The organism is Ornithinimicrobium avium (assembly GCF_003351765.1).
Lineage (GTDB): Bacteria > Actinomycetota > Actinomycetes > Actinomycetales > Dermatophilaceae > Ornithinicoccus > Ornithinicoccus avius.
In genome coordinates this window covers 381,323-399,544 of the sequence record NZ_CP031229.1, presented here as the reverse complement: position 1 = coordinate 399,544, position 18,222 = coordinate 381,323, and the positions used below count along the sequence as shown (strand labels likewise).

Below are 18,222 nucleotides of genomic sequence, written 5' to 3'. Positions count from 1 at the left end.
AAGGCAGCCCGAGAGGTGCGGGCGGGGGCCAGGTCGCGGTGCCACCACACCTTCGCCGAGATGTCCTCGGCCTCTCGTCGGTCACGCCGGACGCGCGGTGCCCGGCTGGCGGTGGTCATACCCGCAGGTATGGCGTAGGCCGGCGGGTCGTCACTCCGCCCCGTGCACAGGAGAAAGTCTACGGGCTCCCGGCCGGTGGTCCCAGCGCCTCTCCTCGCGCCCCGAGCTCCTCCGGGTCCGCGCCGCGCAGCCGGGCCGCGTAGGCCAGCACGCTGAGCATCATCGGCGCGTTGCGCACCTTCCCACCCAGCACCGCGGCCACGGCCTCGGACAGAGCGACCCAGCCGCACGACATACCCGCCTCCTCGGCCTCGCGGTCGAACCGCTCCTCCGCGGGCACGTCCGTCAGATCGGTCGCGAGGTAGACGGTGATCACCTCGTCGAGGCCGCCGGGTGAGGGCGTGAACGCGGTCAGACGCTCCCAGCTGCCGGCGCGCAGGTCGGCCTCCTCGGCCAGCTCCCGCTGCGCCGCGAGGACCGGGTCCTCCCCCTCGACGTCGAGCAGTCCGGCCGGGATCTCCCAGTCCTGGGCGCCGACCGGATGGCGGTACTGCCGCACGAGGAAGACCTCGGGCTCGCCGCGGTCCTCGCGCACCGCGAGGACGGCCACCGCGCCGGTGTGCGCGACGTACTCACGGACCACCTCGTCCTCCCCCAGCCGGACCCGGTCGCGGCGGACGTCCCACACGGCGCCGGTGAAGGCCGTCTCCGAGTGGGTCACCGGTGCGGTGCCCGGGACGTCGTGCAGGTCGGCGGCGGTCAGGCGCGGCGCGTCGAGGGTCACGGGAGCGCGTGCTGGTGCTGGCGTCCCTCGACCTCGACCAGCCGCTCCGAGCGCTGCTGGTCCAGGGCCGCCTCGACGAGCCCGGCGAACAGCGGGTGCGCGCGGTCGGGCCGGGAACGGAACTCGGGGTGGGCCTGGGTGGACACGTAGTAGGGGTGCACCTCGCGCGGCAGCTCCACGAACTCGACCAGCGTGTCGTCGGGCGAGGTCCCCGAGACGACCAGTCCCGCCGTGACGAGCCGGTCCCGGTAGGCGTTGTTGACCTCGTAGCGGTGCCGGTGCCGCTCGCTCACCTCGGTGGCGCCGTAGGCCTGCGCCGCGACCGACCCCGGGGCGAGCCGCGCGGGGTAGGACCCCAGCCGCATCGTGCCGCCGAGGTCGCCGGCCCCCTCGACGAACGCCTTCTGCTCCTCCATCGTCGCGATGACCGGCTCGAGGGTCTGCGGGTCGAACTCGGTGGAGCTGGCGTGCTCGAGAGCAGCCTGGTTGCGGGCGTACTCGATGACCATGGCCTGCAGACCCAGGCAGATGCCCAGGGTGGGCACCTTGCGCTCCCGCGCCCAGCGCAGCGCCCCGATCTTGCCCTCGATGCCGCGCACCCCGAACCCGCCGGGCACGAGGATCGCGTCGACCCCCTGCAGCGCCCGGGTCGCGCCGGCCTCGGTCTGGCACTCGTCGGAGGCGACCCAGCGGATCCGTACCCTGGCGTCGTGCCGGAAGCCGCCCGCCCGCAGCGCCTCGGTCACCGACAGGTAGGCGTCCGGCAGGTCGACGTACTTGCCGACCAGGGCGATCTCGACGTCGTGCTCCGGCTCGTGCACCCGCTCCAGCAGGGCGTCCCAGGCCGACCAGTCGACGTCGCGGAAGGACAGACCGAGGTGACGCACCACGTACGCGTCCAGCATCTCCCGGTGCAGCACCTTGGGGATGTCGTAGATGCTGGGGGCGTCGATGCAGGCGGCCACGCCGTCGTTGTCGACGTCGCACATCATCGAGATCTTGCGCTTGATGCTCTCCGGGATCTCCCGGTCGGCCCGCAGCACGAGCGCGTCGGGCGTGATCCCGACCTGGCGCAGCGCCGCGACGGAGTGCTGGGTGGGCTTGGTCTTCAGCTCCCCGCTCGGGGCCAGGTAGGGCACCAGCGAGACGTGCACGAACAGACAGTTGGCGCGGCCGATGTCGTGGCGGACCTGGCGGGCGGCCTCGAGGAAGGGCAGCGACTCGATGTCGCCGACGGTGCCCCCGATCTCGGTGATGATGATGTCGGGCCGGTCGACGGCACCTCCCGTGCCGTGGCTGGCCGCGGCACGCATCCTGGCCTTGATCTCGTTGGTCACGTGCGGGATGACCTGGACGGTGTCCCCGAGGTACTCCCCACGGCGCTCCCTGGCGATGACGTCGTTGTAGACCTGCCCGGTCGTCACGTTGGAGCGCCCGGAGAGGTTGACGTCGAGGAAGCGTTCGTAGTGGCCGATGTCCAGGTCGCACTCGGCGCCGTCCTCGGTGACGAACACCTCGCCGTGCTGGAACGGGTTCATCGTCCCCGGGTCGACGTTGATGTAGGGGTCCAGCTTCTGCATCGTCACCCGCAGGCCACGGCTCCTGAGCAGGAATCCCAGGCTCGATGCCGTCAGGCCCTTGCCGAGCGAGGAGGCCACGCCCCCGGTCACAAAGATGTGTTTCGTCGTCTCCACCACGGGCTCTCAGTCTACGCCACGCGCCGCGGCGACGGGCACGGGGACACACCGGGCGTCGCGCCCCGCCGACTCATGCGCTCGTGGGGCCGTCGAGGTATGCCGCGAGCGCGGCGGCCAGCGCGTCCTCCGCCGTGGGCAGCCCGGCCGCGCGGACCAGCGCGCGGGCCCCCAGGTCGGAGCGCAGAGCCTCGTCACGCAGCACACGGGAGACCGCTCCCGCGAGCCGTTGCGCGGTGCCCCCGCGCCCTCCGGTCGCGGCGTCCACCAGGACGCCGGCGTCGCCGAGCACGGTCGCGGTGCCGCCCACGTCGGTGGCCACCACGGGGGTCCCGGCCTGGAGCGCCTCCTGAAGCCAGACGGGCTGACCCTCCCACCGCGCCGAGGAGATCGCGACGTCGGCGGCCAGGAGCAGGTCCGGCACGTCGTCGCGGTGTCCGACCAGGCGCACGTCGGTGCGCTCGTGGGTGGAGGCGGCGCGTGCCTCCAGCGCCGGGCGGTCGGGCCCCTCGCCGACGACGAGGAGGACGGGAGGCGGTCCGTCCACGGACCGGCGCCACGTCGTCGCGACCTGCTCCATCGCGTCGACGAGGGTCATCTGGTCCTTCTGCGCGGCGAGCCGGCCCACGGTCACGAGGACTCGCACTCCCCCGCCCGGGTCCAGCCCGAGCCCCCGGCGGACGCGGGCGCGAGCGTCCTGGCGTTCCTCGGGGGTCGGCACCGCACGTGTCGCGGCCGGCACGACCGCTGGTGCGGCGCCCCGGGCGCCGGCCCGCCGGGCCCGGTCCACCAGGTCGGGCGAGACCCCGAGGACGAGGTCGGCGCCGTGCGCCACGATCTGCTCGAGCACCGCGTAGACGGCGCGGGCCGCCCGTCCCTCCGGCGCCGCGTTGTGCGTGGTGACGACCAGCCTGGGCCGGGCCCTGGAGGCGCGGCGCGCCGTGGCTGCCAGGGCGCCGGCCCGCAGCCCGTGCGCGTGCACGACGTCGGCGCCCGCCATGGTCCGGGCGAGGACGGCGACCGCCCGCCGGTCCTGGGCCGGGCGGGCGCGGGAGCCGACCGGGAGCGGGACGTACGTGACGTCCTCCGGCGGGCCGATCCGGTGCGCCGTGGCCGCGGGGCAGGCCACGACCACCCGATGGCCGGATCCGGCCAGGCCCGTTGCCAGCATCCGCACGTGCGCCGCCACCCCGCCCGTCACCAGGGCGGTCACCAGGAGGACCTTCACCTGCTCACCCTCTCCACGACCTGCCGCCAGGCGTCCGGTGCGAGGTAGCGCACCCCCAGCGACGCCCCGGCCAGGACGAGCGTGGCGAGCACGACCGCCCAGCCGAGCACCTCCACCCATCCTTGCAGGTCGCTGGGGGCGAGGAGCTCGCAGAGCAGGACGACCGGCAGCCCGCCGGCGAGGGCCCCCGCGCCGGCGCGGAGGGCACCCGCGAGCGCAGCAGCACCCCATACCCGCGGACCTCGAGGAGCAGGAGCGCTCCCGCGACGCTCATCCCGATGCTGGACCCCAGTGCGAGCAGGACCAGCGTGCTGCCGGTGCTGGCGGCCGGACGGACCGCGAGCAGCGGCAGCAGCGCAGCCAGGGCCCAGCCGACCGCGGCGGCGGCCGCCGCCCGCCGGGGCGAGCCGACCGCGTACAGCGCCCGCGTCCCCACGGCCAGCAACCCGTAGCCGACCAGCCCCGGGGCGAGGACGGCGACGGTGGCGGGCAGGGCGAGCAGGGCCTGACGGCCGGGACCGTCGGCCCCGGCGTCGAGGAGCAGGAAGGCGGCGCCGACCTGCCGGCGCGCGGCGACGAGGATGAGCGCGGCCGTCACCGACGCGACGGCTGAGAGCACCGTCGCCCGGCGCAGGACCGCGGTCGCCGCCGCCCGCTCACCGGTGAGCCGCGGGAAGGCGACGGTCGCCAGCGGCACCACCAGCACCGAGTAGGGCAGCAGGTAGGTCGCCTGGGCGTAGGTCCATACGGTGATCCCCGCGACGCCCGAGGAGGAGTTCGTGAGCAGCAGGACGACGAGGGTGGTGAGCTGCTGCGCGGCCACCACGGTCACTCCTGCCGCAGCGAGCGCGCCCGCGCGCCGGCCGGTGCCCTGGGGGAAGCGCCAGGTGGGGCGCCAGCGCACGCCCAGCCGGGCCGCGGGCACGAGCAGCGGCAGGCTCAGGGCCACCACCCCGACGGTGGTGCCGCCGGCGAGCACCAGCACGGCGTCGCGGGGCAGCTCGCCCAGGGGCACGCCGGGATCGTAGGTGGCTCCGAAGAGGAGATAGACCGCGACGACGACCAGGCTGGAGAGCAGGGGGGCGAGGGCGGCGGCGAGGAACCGGCGGTGGCCCTGCAGGACGCCGGCCAGGACGATGCCCACGCCGTAGAGGACGACCTGCGGGGCGAACAGCAGCAGCATCAACCGGCCGGCCTCGTGGGCCGCCTGCGGGTCGCAGCCCTCGGGCGACCCGAGCAGCCAGGCGGTGACCGGCCCGGCCGCCAGGGCGACGATCACGGCCAGCGGCAGCAGCACCGCTACCGTCCAGGTCATCAGCGCCGAGGCGGTGCGGTCGGCGAGGTCCTCTCGGCCCCGCTCCAGGTGCCCGGAGACGAGCGGGACCGCGACCGCGGCGAGAGCCCCGCCGGCGGCCACCTCGAAGAGGACGTTGGGCACGGTGTTGGCCGTGACGTAGACCTGGCCCACGCAGGTGGCGCCGACGGCGTCGGAGAAGACCACCCACCGCACCAGCCCGACGGCGCGGGCCAGCAGCGTGATGAGGGCGACCATGCCGGCCGCGAGCAGGACCCCCTGGCCGGAGAGTCGCGGGCTGGGCCGCCCCGTCCGGGGTGGGGTCACCGCGGCCTGCCCCAGCGGTCCAGGTCGCGCAGCACCGGGGTCGACCCGATGACCCGGCTGAAGCTCACCCGCTCGCTGAGCAGGGTCAGGCCCGCAACGACGGCGAGCGCCGCCAGACGCCCGCGCGGGCCGAGGACCTGGGTCGCCGCCAGCCCGACGGCCGCGCCGAGCGGGTTGGCGCCGGTGTCGCCGAGCATCGTCTCCCCCCGCAGGTCCGGCGGCAGGACGACGGTCCCCGAGGCGCAGACGGCGGCCGCGGCCGGGCGGCCGCGCAGCGCCAGCGGCAGCCCCAGGACCAGCCCCACCTTGAGCGCCCGCCCGGGCCGCAGGTCCAGCAGGTTGGCCAGGTTGGCAGAGCCCGCGACCAGGGCCGCGCCGACGAGCGTCGGCCAGCCGCTCCAGGCGCCGACCCTGCGGTCCGACCACAGGCACCCCACCAGCCCGGAGCCGAGCAGGGCAGCGATCTTCACCGTGCCCGTCGTGACCTCGCCGCGGCGCAGCGCGCCGAGGTGGCCGCGCAGACCCTTGGCCGCGGCGGCGTCACCGAGATCGTCGACGATCCCGGCCAGCGCCGCCCCAGCCACCGCGCCAGCGGCGGGCGGGTCGGCGAGGAGCAGCGGCAGCGTGGTCCCGACGGCGAGGGCGAGCCCCTCGACGAGGGTGACGCCGGCACCAGCATGGTTGGTCCGACGCCACCGGGCCGCGCCCGGCAGCCGTCCGTCGCGCTCGGCGTGCAGCACGCCGGCGGTGACCGCCGCGGCCACGCCGGCCGTCAGCGCCAGGGGGCCCGGCCTCACGGCGCCGAGGTCGTGCCTGCGGGGTCGGGAAGCAGCTCGCCCAGCCCCCCGCCCTCCTGCGCCACGTCGGTGCCGGGGACCTCACCCACGCCGCTCCCGTCCTCGGCGGTACCCGGGTCCGCAGGGTCCCCGGAGGTCCTGCCGTCCTTTCGGCCGGTGCTCCCCTCCTCCGCGCCGCCCTCGTCGGTGCCCCCGTCAGGGACGGGCACGCCGACCGAGACCGTGCGCACGGGTGGCACCTGCGGCAGCGAGGAGTCCGCCAGCCGCCCCAGCCCGTAGTGGCCGACCACGCCGTCGAGGGCCCACGCCAGCGCCATGGCGGTCGCGACCTGACCGGTGATGTGCTCGAGGTTGTCGACGGTGGACACCTCCTGGGCGAGGCCGCGGTCGTCCCGCACCGCCCCGACCAGCGGGTCGAGGTGGTCCTCGCCCTCCACCGGAGCCTTCTCGGTGCCCTGCCCGGCGACGACCGTCGGCACGTCGAGCTCGGCGAGCCCCTCCACGAGGTCGAGCCGGGCGGCCAGCGCCTGCTCGCCCGCGGGCTCCTCGGCGTCCGCCGCGTCCAGACCGCCGCTGACCACGACGAAGGTGTCCGGCGGGCGACGGTCGGTGAAGGAGTCGCTCGTCGCGTCGCGCCAGGTCAGGTCGACCAGGCCCTCGTCCTCCAGGAGGGTCGCGGCCTGCCGCCAGGCGCCGAGGTCGCCCGGTTGGTCGGCCCCGGCGAGGACCGCGGCCAGGGCGGTGGCGACGTCGGGATCGGCGCCCTCGCGCGGCTCGGGGACGCGCACCAGGTCCTGGACCGAGCGCAGCGTCTCGCTGCGCGACGCGTCCGGCTCCGCGTCGGCCCACGAGTCGGCGATCTCCACGCTGAGGGCCAGGTCCGCCCCGGCGGTGGAGAGCCGCTCCTCGAGCGCGTCGATGGTGTTGCGGTCGGCGCCCGGCAGCGCGACGACGCCCACGCGGACACCGCTGAGGGTGCCCTCAAGGGCGCGGCCGCTGACGCGGCCGAAGGCCTGCTCGCGCGCCGCGGCACGGGCGTCGGCGGCGTCCACCTGCTCGCGCAGGGTGGTGCGCTCCTCGCGCAGCTGGGAGACCTCGCTCTCCAGGGTGGAGGACAGCCCCTCGCGCAGCGGTCCGGCGCCCAGCGCGATCCCCACCGCGAGCGCGATGAAGACGGCGACGAGCGAGACCACGTGGTATCGGAAGTCGATCAACTAGAACATTCCCTCGAACCAGGCCCACAGGTCGTCCCATCGTACGGCCAGCACGCCGAAGAACGCCCTGCCACCAGGGGTCGCCGCCAGGGCCACGACCAGCGCCAGCAGGCCGGCGAGGACCAGCCAGACGAGGGAGAGCGAGGAGATCCTCGTGCGGTAGAGCAGGCTCACGCCCTTGGCGTCGACGAGCTTGCTGCCGACCCGCAGCCGGGTGAGGAAGGTGCTCGCCATGCCCTGTCGTCCCTTGTCGAGGAACTCCACCAGGGTGGCGTGGGTGCCGACCGCGACGATGAGCTCGGCGCCCTTGTCGTCGGCGAGCAGCATGGCGATGTCCTCGCTGGTGCCCGGTGCCGGGAGCACGACCGCGTCGGTGATGCCGAGGGCCTGCACCCGGTCCAGGCCGGGGGCCCGGCCGTCGCGGTAGGCGTGCACGACCAGCTCGGCCCCGCTGGTCAGCGCAGCGTCGGAGACCGAGTCCATGTCGCCGACGATGAGGTGGGGGCGCAATCCCTGCTCGAGCAGCGCGTCGGCACCGCCGTCGACGCCGATCAGGACCGGCCTGGCCTCGCGGACGAAGGGCAGGAGCGCGTGCAGGTCCTCCTTGTAGTGGTAGCCGCGCACCACGACGAGCACGTAGCGTCCCGCGATATCGGTGCGCAGCTCGGGCAGCCCGATGCCGTCGATGAGCAGCTGCCGCTCGGCGCGCAGGTACTCCATCGTGTTCTCCGAGAAGGCCTCGATCTGGTCGGAGAGGTTGGCGCGGGCGTCCTCCATCTGGGCCTCGACGAGCGCCTTGGTCAGCCGGACCCCGCGCGCCACCACCTCACCGTCGACGTGCAGCTCCTCGCCCTCAAGCGTGGCGATGCCGCCCTCGCTGAGGTGCATGACCTCGGGCCCGCACATGTCGACGAGCGGGATGCCGGCGTCGAGGATGATCTGCGGTCCCCGGTTGGGGTAGGCGCCGGTGGTGCTGGGGGCGGCGTTGACGACCGCGACGGGGCGGCAGGCGATGAGCGCGTGCGCGCTGACCTGGTCCAGGTCGTCGTGGTCGATGACCGCCACGTCCCCAGGCTGCAGCCGCTTGGTCAGGTTCTTGGTGCGCGGGTCCACGCGCAGCGGGCCCGACACCGGACCGGTCGGCTCGTCGTGCCGCCGCGGGGCGCGTCGCAGCATGACCATCAGGCCATCGTCGCACGTCGGGCGAGCAGCTCCCGGGCATGCTCGATCGCCGCGCCGGAGTCGGCGACGCCGCCGAGCATCCGCGCGACCTCTGCCTCGCGCTCCTGGCCGTCGACGAGGACGACCCCGCTGCTGGTCACCTGGCCGTCCGTGCTCTTGCGGACCACGAGGTGCCGGTCGGCGTAGGCGGCCACCTGGCCCAGGTGCGTGACGACCACGACCTGGGCGGTCCGGCCCAGCCGCGCCAGGCGCGCGCCGAGGTCGAGGGCGGCGGTGCCCCCGACACCCGCGTCCACCTCGTCGAAGACGTAGGTCGGCACGGTGCCGCCGCAGACGAGCTCCAGCGCCAGCATGACGCGGGAGAGCTCGCCGCCGGAGGCGGCGCGGGTCACCGACCTGGCCGGCGCGCCGGGGTTGGCCGCAAGACGGATCTCGATCTCGTCCAGGCCGTGGCGGCGCGCGTGGGCCGACCGGCCCTCGCCGACCGGCACCGTCGACGCAGGCTGGTCCGGGCCGCTCCCGGCCGCACCCACCGAGCGGCCGTCGACCTCCTGGCCGGCGTCCCCGGCCCACCGCGGCTCCACGTGCACGGTCACCTCCGCGGTGCCCATCGCCAGGTGCGCCAGCTCCTCGGTGACCTCCCGGCCGACGCGCGCTGCGGTGTCCCGCCGGGCCGCCGTCAGCGCCTCCCCCGCACGACCCACCTGTGCGCGCAGCGTCTCGGCCTCCTCGGCCAGCGCGGCCAGGTCGTCCTCGGAGACGTCGATCTCGGCCAGCTCCCCGGCGAAGGTGCGGGCGAGCTCGAGCATCGCAGAGGTGGTGCCGCCGTACTTGCGCAGCAGGGTCCCCAGACGGGCGCGGCGGCCGTGGACCTCGGCCAGACGCTCCTCGTCCACCTCGACGCCGGTCCCGTAGGCGGCGAGGTCCGCGGCGAGGTCGGAGCTGAGGTAGGCGATCTCCTCGAGCCGGGTCCGCAGAGCGGCGAGATCCTCGTCGTGCTCCGCCGCGGGCGCGAGCACCGAGCCGGCCGAGGCCAGCAGCCCGGTGACGCTGGGCCGGTCGTCCGCGGGGTCGTCGCCGCCGACGAGCGCGTCGTGCACCAGCAGCGAGCCGGACCGCAGCTCCTCCGCGTGGGTCAGCCGCTCGGACTCGGCGCGCAGCGCGTCCTCCTCGCCCTCCTGCGCGTCGACCGCGGCGATCTCCTCCACGGCGGCGCGCAGCATGCTCACGCGCATGCTGCGCTCGGTCGAGGTGCGCACCAGCTCGGCCAGCCGGCGCCGTGCGGCGGCCCAGGAGTCGAAGACCTGGCGGTATGCCGTCAGCGCGGCGTCGATCTGCGCCCCGCCTGCGTCGTCGAGGAGCACCCGGTGCTGCTCGGCGTCGCGCAGCCGCCACTGGTCGGCCTGCCCGTGGACGGCGACGAGCTGCTCGCCCACCTCGGTCAGGACCGCGACGGGCGCGGAGCGACCTCCCACGTGGGCGCGGGAGCGCCCCTCGGCGGCGACGGTGCGGACGAGGAGCAGCCCGTCGGAGGTGTCTCCCCCCGCCTCCTCCACGCGGACGGCGGCCGGGTGCCCGGCTGGGACGTCGACCTCGCCCTCGACGACGGCCCGCGGGGAGCCGCTGCGGACCAGGCCGGCGTCGGCTCTCGCCCCGAGCAGCAGCCCCAGTCCGCTGACCACCATGGTCTTGCCCGCCCCGGTCTCGCCGCTGATGACGTTGAGTCCCTCGGCGAGCTCGAGCTCGGCGTCCTCGATCACTCCCAGGCCCTGGATCCTGATCCGCCGCAGGGTCACGGGGCGCCCCCGTGCGGCGGGGTGCTGCCCGTCGTCGCCGGGCCGCGCCAACCGGTCACCGGCAGCGCGAACTTCCGGACGAGCCGGTCGGTGAAGGGTTCGGTGGAGAAGCGGGCCACCAGCACGGGCGTGTCGGCACGCTGCACCTCGATGCGGGCACCTGGGGGCAGTTCGACGGTGCGGCGGCCGTCGCACCACATCACGCCGCTGACGTAGGAGTGCGGCACCACCTCGACCGCCAGGTGCGAGCTCGGGCCGAGCACGACGGGCCGGGCGAAGAGCGCATGGGCCGAGATCGGCACGAGCAGCAGGGCCTCCACCCCGGGCCACACCACCGGTCCCCCGGCGGAGAAGGCGTAAGCGGTCGAGCCGGTCGGCGTGGACATCACCACGCCGTCGCACCCCCAGGTCGACAGGGGCCGGCCGTCCACCTCGACGGCGACCTCGAGCATCCGCTCCCGGGCCGACTTCTCCACAGCCACCTCGTTGAGCGCCCAGTTGTGACTGACGGGACGACCCTCGTGCAGGACGTCGACCTCGACGGTCATCCGGCGCTCGACGTGGTAGTCGCCGCGCACGATCCGGTCGACCACCGTCTCGATGTCGTCCCGTTCGGCCTCGGCCAGGAAGCCGACCCGACCCATGTTGACGCCCAGGAGGGGCACGCCGGCGGGTCGGGCGATCTCGGCGCCCCGCAGGATGGTGCCGTCGCCGCCGAAGACGACCACGAGCTCGCTGCCGGTGGCGTCGACGTGCGGCGGCACCGGGCTCTTGGCCCCGCCGACCTGGTGGGGGCCGACCACTTCGTGCGACGGCGGAGCCTCCGGCACGACGTCGACCTCGATGTCGTGGTCGCCCAGGCGCGCGGCGAACTCGGCGGCCAGGTCAGCGACCTCGGGCCGCGTCGGGTGGGTCACGAGCATGATGCGCCTGCTCATCGCTCCTCCTCCTGGCTCAGGTCGCGGCGCCGCAGCGCCAGCTCCTCCGGGTCGAGCCCCCAGCCAATCATGCCGGTACGACGCACCCGAAGCCACAGCAGGTACTCGATGTTGCCGGAGCCGCCCACCACCGGCGAACGCTCCACACCTCCCACCGCCAGTCCCGCCCTGTCCACGCTGCGGAGGACCTCGCCCAGGGCCCGGGCGCGGGTCACCGCCGACCGGACGACGCCGCCGTGCCCCAGGCCCGCACGACCGACCTCGAACTGCGGCTTGACCAGGAGCACGATCTCCGCGTCGTCCGTGCACAGCCGCCGCAGCAGCGGGACGACCAGACGCAGGGAGATGAACGACACGTCGCAGACGACGACGCCGACCGGTCCGCCGAGGTCCTCCGGAGAGACGTCGCGGATGTTGGTGCCGGGCAGGTCGAGCACCCTGGGGTCGGCCCGCACCCGCGGGTCGAGCTGGCCGTGCCCCACGTCGAGGGCGACGACGCGGCGCGCACCGTGGGCGAGCAGGACCTCGGTGAATCCACCGGTCGAGGCGCCCACGTCCAGGCAGGACCGGTCGGCGACGTCCAGCCCCTGCGGCTCCCAGCCGCGCAGGGCGTGCTCGAGCTTGAGCGCCCCACGACCGACCCAGCCCCGCGCGATCCAGGCGGACTCACCCCCGACGTCGTCCGTGACGACCTCCAGGCGTGCCTCCGGGCGGACCCGGGTGGCGGCCTTCGTCACCACCGTGCCGTCCACGAGGACGCATCCGTCCCGGAGGAGGGCCTGGGCCTGGGTCCGGGACCGGGCGAGCCCGCGCGCGGTCAGAGCTGCGTCCAGCCGGTCCGTCGTCATCGGGGTGGCCCGGGGCGGCCCTGTCCAGGTGCAGGCGGTTCCACGGGCGGGGAGGTCAGCCTCGACTGCAGCGCCCGGTGCGCCTCCGCCGCCGCGGCCACGTGCGTCTTCGCGCCCTCGGCGACGGTCCGGTCGAAGGCGGCCAGCGCGTCGTCCACGGCACGGTCGCCAGTCCGGGGCCGAGGGTCCGTGGCGGGCGAGGGTGCCGACCCAGCCGGCTCCTCCTCGTGGTCGTTCGTCGTGTCGTCCCGAGGGCCGTCGCTCATCAGTCTCTCCAGAGGTGGGTCAGCTCGGGGATGGTTGCCGCGACGTGGTCGGGTCGCAGCCGGCCCGGCGCCTGCTCGACCTCCGCCCTGGTGGAGACCCCGGTCAGGACCAGGGCGCTGCGCAGCCCGGCTCGTGCGGCGCCGGCGATGTCGGTGTCGAGCCGGTCGCCCAGCATCAGGCAGTCCTCGGGCGCGAGCCCCAGCCGCTCGACGGCGATCCGGTATGCGGGGGCGTGGGGCTTGCCGACCACCTCGGGCAGGACGCCGGTCGCGTTCGCGACCGCGGCGACGAGGGAGCCGTTGCCGATGGCCAGGCCGCGCTCGGTCGGCAGTGTCGCGTCGTCGTTGGTCGCCACCCAGGTGGCTCCGGCGCGCACCGCGTACACCGCCTCGGTGAGGTCGCTCACGTCCAGGAGGGGCCCGTACCCCTGCACCACGGCCGCGACCGGCATCGGATCCCCCGCCAGCCCGGCCTCCCGGACCTGCTCCGGCGCAGCCCAGCGCAGCCCGGCGTCCGCCAGCGCGGCGCCGACGCCCTCGCCCCCGACCCCGAGCACCACCGCTCCCTCCTTGAGCACGAGCTCGCCCCGGTCACGGCGTTCGCGCAGCACCCGGGCGGCGACCTGGGAGGCGTTCAGGACCTCGTCGGCGCCGGTCGGCAGCCCGAGCCCGGTGAGCTGGTCTGCCACCGCCTGCGGCGGTCGGGAGGCGTTGTTGGTCATGAAGAGCACCCGCACCCCCGCGTCCCGGGCGTCGCGCAGCCCCTCGACCGCGCCGGGACAGGCCCGGTCGCCGCGGTAGACGACGCCGTCAAGGTCGCACAGGATTCCGCGGACCCTCATGGACGCCCGGTCTCCGCGGTCCTGCCAGGACCACCGGGCCCGTCCGGCCGACCTTCGGTCGGAGAGCCGTCACGGTCGTCGTGACCGGGCTCTCCTTCATCGTCCGGGTCCTCGTCGTCCCCGAGGTCGATGAGCTCGGGCGCCACGTCCAGGCCCAGCACCTCGGCCGCGTCCGTCTCGCCGTCCGCGTCGAGGTGGGCGGCCTGGGCGTAGTACTCCTGGGCCTCATCCTCGTGACCGTCCGCCTCGAGCGCCGCGGCGTAGGCATAGCGCAGCCGCGCGGCCCACGGCGCCTTCGGGCTGCCCTTGCGCACCAGCTCGCGCAGGTGCTGCACGGCAGCCGCCGTCTGTCCCATGTCCGCCCGGGCGCCGGAGACGACGATCGCCATCTCGATCAGCTCCGCCGGAGGGAGCCGTCGAGCCTCCGGGGTGGCCGCCAGCTCGAGGGCCCTCTCCGGCCTGCCGAGGCCGCGCTCGGCATCGGCCATGAGCGGCAGCAGGTGGTCCGAACCCGAGAGCCTCCGTGCGGTGCGGAACTCAGCCAGCGCCTTGGCCCACTCTCCGCGGCGATAGTGCACCACGCCCAGCGTCTCGCGCACGCCGGCCACGCGCCCGGCACGCCGGGAAGCCGCTTGCGCGTGCTCCAGGGCCGCGTCGAGGTCGTCCTCAGCCACCGCCAGACCGGCGGCCACGAGGTGGCGCGCCGTGCCGTCGGCGTTGTCCTTGCTCAGCGTGAGCAGCTCCTGGCGCATCGCCTTGTCGAGCTGGCGCGCGTCCACGCTCTCGGGGATCTCCGGATCCCGCGGCTTTCGTGGACGGTCCTCCCACTCCCGCGAGCCCCGCCCTCCCCGGTCCTCACGCTCACGGCCCCGCCCCTCGACCCGCGCCGGACGGGCGCCCCGGTCCTCCCGGTACCCGCTTCCTCTCCGGTCGCCTCCGGGTGCCTCCCGGTGCGGCCGCCGACGGTCCTCCCCGCGCGGACGCTCGTCCCGGCCCCCCCGGTCCGAACGATCTCCTCTGGGCGCGCGACCGCCCCCGTCCCGGCCGCTGCGGCCACCGTGCACCCCGTCCCGCTGGGGCCGGTCCCGCTCGTCGTCGCTCATCTGCCACACCTTCCTGGTCCTGTCGCCGGGCCCGGACATGCGAGTAGGCCCTGACCGACACCGTGGTGTTGGTCAGGGCCTACTCTAGAAGTTGGTCCGGCGGTGTCCTACTCTCCCACACCGTCTCCGGTGCAGTACCATCGGCGCTGTCAGGCTTAGCTTCCGGGTTCGGAATGTGACCGGGCGTTTCCCTGACGCTATGACCGCCGTAACACTATCGAGTTGTTCGAACGTTGCCGCGCGTGCCGGGCGCCTGCCCGCACGGGGCGGGTGGGTGCCGGTCGGGGCGTGTTCGTATCTCGAGAGACCGTACAGTGGACGCGTAACATCTTTGTTGTTTTAAGTTGTCGGCTTATTAGTACCGGTCAGCTCCACACATTGCTGTGCTTCCACGTCCGGCCTATCAACCCAGTAGTCTAGCTGGGAGCCTCTCACCCCGTAGGGCATGGAAACCTCATCTTGGAGTGTGCTTCCCGCTTAGATGCTTTCAGCGGTTATCACGTCCGAACGTAGCTAATCAGCGGTGCCCTTGGCAGGACAACTGACACACCAGTGGTTCGTCCATCCCGGTCCTCTCGTACTAGGGACAGCTCTCCTCAAGTTTCCTACGCGCGCAGCGGATAGGGACCGAACTGTCTCACGACGTTCTAAACCCAGCTCGCGTACCGCTTTAATGGGCGAACAGCCCAACCCTTGGGACCGACTCCAGCCCCAGGATGCGACGAGCCGACATCGAGGTGCCAAACCATGCCGTCGATATGAGCTCTTGGGCAGGATCAGCCTGTTATCCCCGGGGTACCTTTTATCCGTTGAGCGACGGCGCTTCCACAAGCCACCGTCGGGTCACTAGTCCCGACTTTCGTCTCTGCTCGACATGTCTGTCTCACAGTCAAGCTCCCTTGTGCACTTACACTCGAAACCTGATTGCCAACCAGGCTGAGGGAACCTTTGGGCGCCTCCGTTACTCTTTAGGAGGCAACCGCCCCAGTTAAACTACCCACCAGGCACTGTCCCTGGTCCGGATCACGGACCGAGGTTAGACATCCAGAACGACCAGAGTGGTATTTCAACGTTGACTCCACGAACACTGGCGTGCCCGCTTCATAGTCTCCCACCTATCCTACACAAGCCGTACCGAACACCAATACCAAGCTATAGTAAAGGTCCCGGGGTCTTTCCGTCCTGCTGCGCGTAACGAGCATCTTTACTCGTAGTGCAATTTCGCCGAGTTCGTGGTTGAGACAGTGGAGAAGTCGTTACGCCATTCGTGCAGGTCGGAACTTACCCGACAAGGAATTTCGCTACCTTAGGATGGTTATAGTTACCACCGCCGTTTACTGGCGCTTAAGTTCTGAGCTTCGCCACCGAAGTGGCTGACCCGTCCCCTTAACGTTCCAGCACCGGGCAGGCGTCAGTCCGTATACATCGTCTTGCGACTTCGCACGGACCTGTGTTTTTAGTAAACAGTCGCTTCTCCCTGGTCTCTGCGGCCGTCGACGCCAACCCGCAAAGGGGTCTCACGTCTTCGGCCCCCCTTCTCCCGAAGTTACGGGGGCATTTTGCCGAGTTCCTTAACCACGATTCACTCGATCGCCTTGGTATTCTCTACCTAACCACCTGAGTCGGTTTGGGGTACGGGCGGCTCGGACCTCGCTAGGAACTTTTCTAGGCAGCATAGGATCACCCTGCTTCCCGCATACACGGTCACCATCAAGCCTCGGACACTGATGGGGCGGATTTACCGATCCCCGGTCCTGCGCTCTTGGACGTGGACAACCATCGCCACGCGGAGGCTACCTTCCTGCGTCCTTCCATCGCTTACCTACTACACGCTAGGGTCACGCGTTCCACTCCCCGCACCACCCCGAAGGGCGGTTGACGGAAAGCTTCAGGCGCTTAGCATCACGCGATTCGGTACTGGGCGGTCCTTCGCCGGTTCCGGAATATCAACCGGATGTCCATCGACTACGCCTGTCGGCCTCGCCTTAGGTCCCGACTTACCCAGGGCAGATTAGCTTGACCCTGGAACCCTTGGTTATTCGGCGGAGGAGTTTCTCGCTCCTCTTTCGCTACTCATGCCTGCATTCTCACTCGTGCCGCGTCCACCCCTCGATCACTCGGAGGCTTCACCCGCGGCACGACGCTCCCCTACCCAGCAGCACGCCTGGACCCCACACGGATGTGAGGCCTGGCAAAGATGCTGCTGCCACAGCTTCGGTGGTGTGCTTGAGCCCCGCTACATTGTCGGCGCGGAATCACTTGACCAGTGAGCTATTACGCACTCTTTAAAGGGTGGCTGCTTCTAAGCCAACCTCCTGGTTGTCTGCGCAACTCCACATCCTTTCCCACTTAGCACACGCTTAGGGACCTTAACTGGTGATCTGGGCTGTTTCCCTCTCGACTACGAAGCTTATCCCCCGCAGTCTCACTGCCATGCTCTCACTTGCCGGCATTCGGAGTTTGGCTGACGTCAGTAACCCGGTGGGGCCCATCAGCCATCCAGTAGCTCTACCTCCGGCAAGAAACACATGACGCTGCACCTAAATGCATTTCGGGGAGAACCAGCTATCACGGAGTTTGATTGGCCTTTCACCCCTACCCACAGCTCATCCCCTCAGTTTTCAACCTAAGTGGGTTCGGGCCTCCACGCGGTCTTACCCGCGCTTCACCCTGGCCATGGGTAGATCACTCCGCTTCGGGTCTAGACCCAGCGACTCAATCGCCCTGTTAGGACTCGCTTTCGCTACGGCTACCCCGCACGGGTTAACCTCGCCACTGAGCACTAACTCGCAGGCTCATTCTTCAAAAGGCACGCCGTCACCAGCCCGCAGGCCAGCTCCGACGGATTGTAGGCACACGGTTTCAGGAACTATTTCACTCCCCTCCCGGGGTACTTTTCACCTTTCCCTCACGGTACTTGTCCGCTATCGGTCACCAGGGAATATTTAGGCTTAGCAGGTGGTCCTGCCAGATTCGTACGGGATTTCTCGGGCCCCGTACTACTTGGGTGGTACGACACGGAGTCGGAAACATTTCGGCTACCGGGGTCTCACCGTCTCTGCCGGGCCTTCCCAGACCCTTCGCCTATGCTACCGATTTCTTACTCCGCACCAGCGTGGTAGCACTGGTACACGCACTCCCACAACCCCCCGTCTGCAACCCCTACCAGGTGTCGCACAGACAAGGTTTAGCCTGATCCGGTTTCGCTCGCCACTACTCACGGAATCACTGTTGTTTTCTCTTCCTGTGGGTACTGAGATGTTTCACTTCCCCACGTTCCCTCCACGCACCCTATATATTCAGGTACGGGTGACAGGCGATGAAGCCTGCCGGGTTGCCCCATTCGGAGATCCTCGGATCGATGTCTGGTTATCGACTCCCCGAGGCTTATCGCAGATTCCCACGTCCTTCTTCGGTTCCTGGTGCCAAGGCATCCACCGTGCGCCCTTAAAAACTTAAAAGCCACAAAGATGCTCGCGTCCACTGTACAGTTCTCAACATACGACCAGGCCCACCCCGGACAGCTCGCCCACCACGCACACCACCAACGGTGCGGGTATGGGAACGACCCCGGGGCCCCGGACGAACCAGAGCAACCAGAACCCCGACCAGCTTCCCGGCCGGGGGCCCGATCCCTCAGGACCCAACAACGTGTCAGCACCGCACCCACCCCGCACGCACCAGCTTTCCCCACCCCCGACGAACGGGAGCCGTACTCACCAGCGACGCACAAGAACCAGGCGCAGCGACAGAGAACCGATGTTCCACCCAGAGCAACCCACCGTGGGACGAACGCCCACGCAGCAGGCCACCTACGACCACGGCCCCGCACCCGAACAGGCGCACGAC

At 71.8% G+C, this 18,222-nt stretch carries 13 protein-coding genes and 2 rRNA genes; all 15 read right to left on the bottom strand.

Annotated features, from left to right (window positions below; all coding sequences use genetic code 11):
• Nucleotides 1-178 precede the first annotated feature (178 nt).
• The 15 genes from DV701_RS01865 to DV701_RS01795 all read right to left on the bottom strand — a co-directional run bounded on the left by DV701_RS01865 (nucleotide 179) and on the right by DV701_RS01795 (nucleotide 17,834).
• Nucleotides 179-844 carry an NUDIX domain-containing protein gene (locus DV701_RS01865; protein ID WP_114926834.1) on the bottom strand — a complete coding sequence of 222 codons (666 nt, stop codon included), beginning with the start codon at nucleotides 842-844 and terminating at the stop codon, nucleotides 179-181.
• Nucleotides 841-2,541: a CTP synthase gene (locus DV701_RS01860; RefSeq protein ID WP_114926833.1), complete on the bottom strand. Its 1,701-nt coding sequence runs from the start codon at nucleotides 2,539-2,541 to the stop codon at nucleotides 841-843. The genes DV701_RS01865 and DV701_RS01860 overlap by 4 nt, the downstream gene beginning before the upstream one ends.
• A 70-nt stretch (nucleotides 2,542-2,611) precedes the next feature.
• Entirely contained in the window at nucleotides 2,612-3,766 is a 1,155-nt protein-coding gene (locus DV701_RS01855) for a glycosyltransferase family 4 protein (protein ID WP_202863602.1), read from the bottom strand.
• Nucleotides 3,767-3,770: 4 nt separating this feature from the next.
• Entirely contained in the window at nucleotides 3,771-5,387 is a 1,617-nt protein-coding gene (gene murJ, locus DV701_RS01850; RefSeq protein WP_114926831.1) for a murein biosynthesis integral membrane protein MurJ, read from the bottom strand.
• Nucleotides 5,384-6,184: a hypothetical protein gene (locus DV701_RS01845; protein WP_114926830.1), complete on the bottom strand. Its 801-nt coding sequence runs from the start codon at nucleotides 6,182-6,184 to the stop codon at nucleotides 5,384-5,386. Before DV701_RS01845 ends, murJ begins: the two co-directional genes overlap by 4 nt.
• Complete coding sequence (locus DV701_RS01840) at nucleotides 6,181-7,398, bottom strand: copper transporter (RefSeq protein WP_114926829.1); 1,218 nt, start codon at nucleotides 7,396-7,398, stop codon at nucleotides 6,181-6,183. The genes DV701_RS01845 and DV701_RS01840 overlap by 4 nt, the downstream gene beginning before the upstream one ends.
• The gene (gene steA, locus DV701_RS01835; RefSeq protein WP_407669336.1) at nucleotides 7,399-8,580 is read right to left on the bottom strand and encodes a putative cytokinetic ring protein SteA; all 1,182 of its coding nucleotides are present in this window, start codon (nucleotides 8,578-8,580) and stop codon (nucleotides 7,399-7,401) included.
• Nucleotides 8,580-10,376, bottom strand: coding sequence for a DNA repair protein RecN (gene recN, locus DV701_RS01830; RefSeq protein ID WP_114930577.1), 1,797 nt, complete (start codon nucleotides 10,374-10,376; stop codon nucleotides 8,580-8,582). The genes steA and recN overlap by 1 nt, the downstream gene beginning before the upstream one ends.
• Complete coding sequence (locus DV701_RS01825) at nucleotides 10,373-11,314, bottom strand: NAD kinase (protein ID WP_114926828.1); 942 nt, start codon at nucleotides 11,312-11,314, stop codon at nucleotides 10,373-10,375. The genes recN and DV701_RS01825 overlap by 4 nt, the downstream gene beginning before the upstream one ends.
• On the bottom strand, nucleotides 11,311-12,162 hold the full coding sequence (locus tag DV701_RS01820; RefSeq protein WP_114926827.1) for a TlyA family RNA methyltransferase: 852 nt from the start codon (nucleotides 12,160-12,162) through the stop codon (nucleotides 11,311-11,313). Before DV701_RS01820 ends, DV701_RS01825 begins: the two co-directional genes overlap by 4 nt.
• Nucleotides 12,159-12,428 carry a hypothetical protein gene (locus tag DV701_RS18640; protein WP_114926826.1) on the bottom strand — a complete coding sequence of 90 codons (270 nt, stop codon included), beginning with the start codon at nucleotides 12,426-12,428 and terminating at the stop codon, nucleotides 12,159-12,161. The genes DV701_RS01820 and DV701_RS18640 overlap by 4 nt, the downstream gene beginning before the upstream one ends.
• The gene (locus tag DV701_RS01810; protein ID WP_114926825.1) at nucleotides 12,428-13,270 is read right to left on the bottom strand and encodes an HAD-IIA family hydrolase; all 843 of its coding nucleotides are present in this window, start codon (nucleotides 13,268-13,270) and stop codon (nucleotides 12,428-12,430) included. The genes DV701_RS18640 and DV701_RS01810 overlap by 1 nt, the downstream gene beginning before the upstream one ends.
• On the bottom strand, nucleotides 13,267-14,049 hold the full coding sequence (locus DV701_RS01805) for a tetratricopeptide repeat protein (protein ID WP_114926824.1): 783 nt from the start codon (nucleotides 14,047-14,049) through the stop codon (nucleotides 13,267-13,269). The genes DV701_RS01810 and DV701_RS01805 overlap by 4 nt, the downstream gene beginning before the upstream one ends.
• A 418-nt stretch (nucleotides 14,050-14,467) precedes the next feature.
• Nucleotides 14,468-14,584 (bottom strand): 5S ribosomal RNA (gene rrf / locus DV701_RS01800).
• A 124-nt stretch (nucleotides 14,585-14,708) separates the two neighbouring features.
• Nucleotides 14,709-17,834: ribosomal RNA gene (locus DV701_RS01795) — 23S ribosomal RNA — on the bottom strand.
• Between the last annotated feature and the right edge of the window lie 388 nt (nucleotides 17,835-18,222).

Coding starts and splice junctions, on each gene's coding strand:
- steA (WP_407669336.1), bottom strand. CDS start 8,580: ATGGTCATGCTGCGACGCGCCCCGCGGCGGCACGACGAGCCGACCGGT.
- DV701_RS01825 (WP_114926828.1), bottom strand. CDS start 11,314: ATGAGCAGGCGCATCATGCTCGTGACCCACCCGACGCGGCCCGAGGTC.
- DV701_RS01820 (WP_114926827.1), bottom strand. CDS start 12,162: ATGACGACGGACCGGCTGGACGCAGCTCTGACCGCGCGCGGGCTCGCC.
- DV701_RS18640 (WP_114926826.1), bottom strand. CDS start 12,428: ATGAGCGACGGCCCTCGGGACGACACGACGAACGACCACGAGGAGGAG.
- DV701_RS01810 (WP_114926825.1), bottom strand. CDS start 13,270: ATGAGGGTCCGCGGAATCCTGTGCGACCTTGACGGCGTCGTCTACCGC.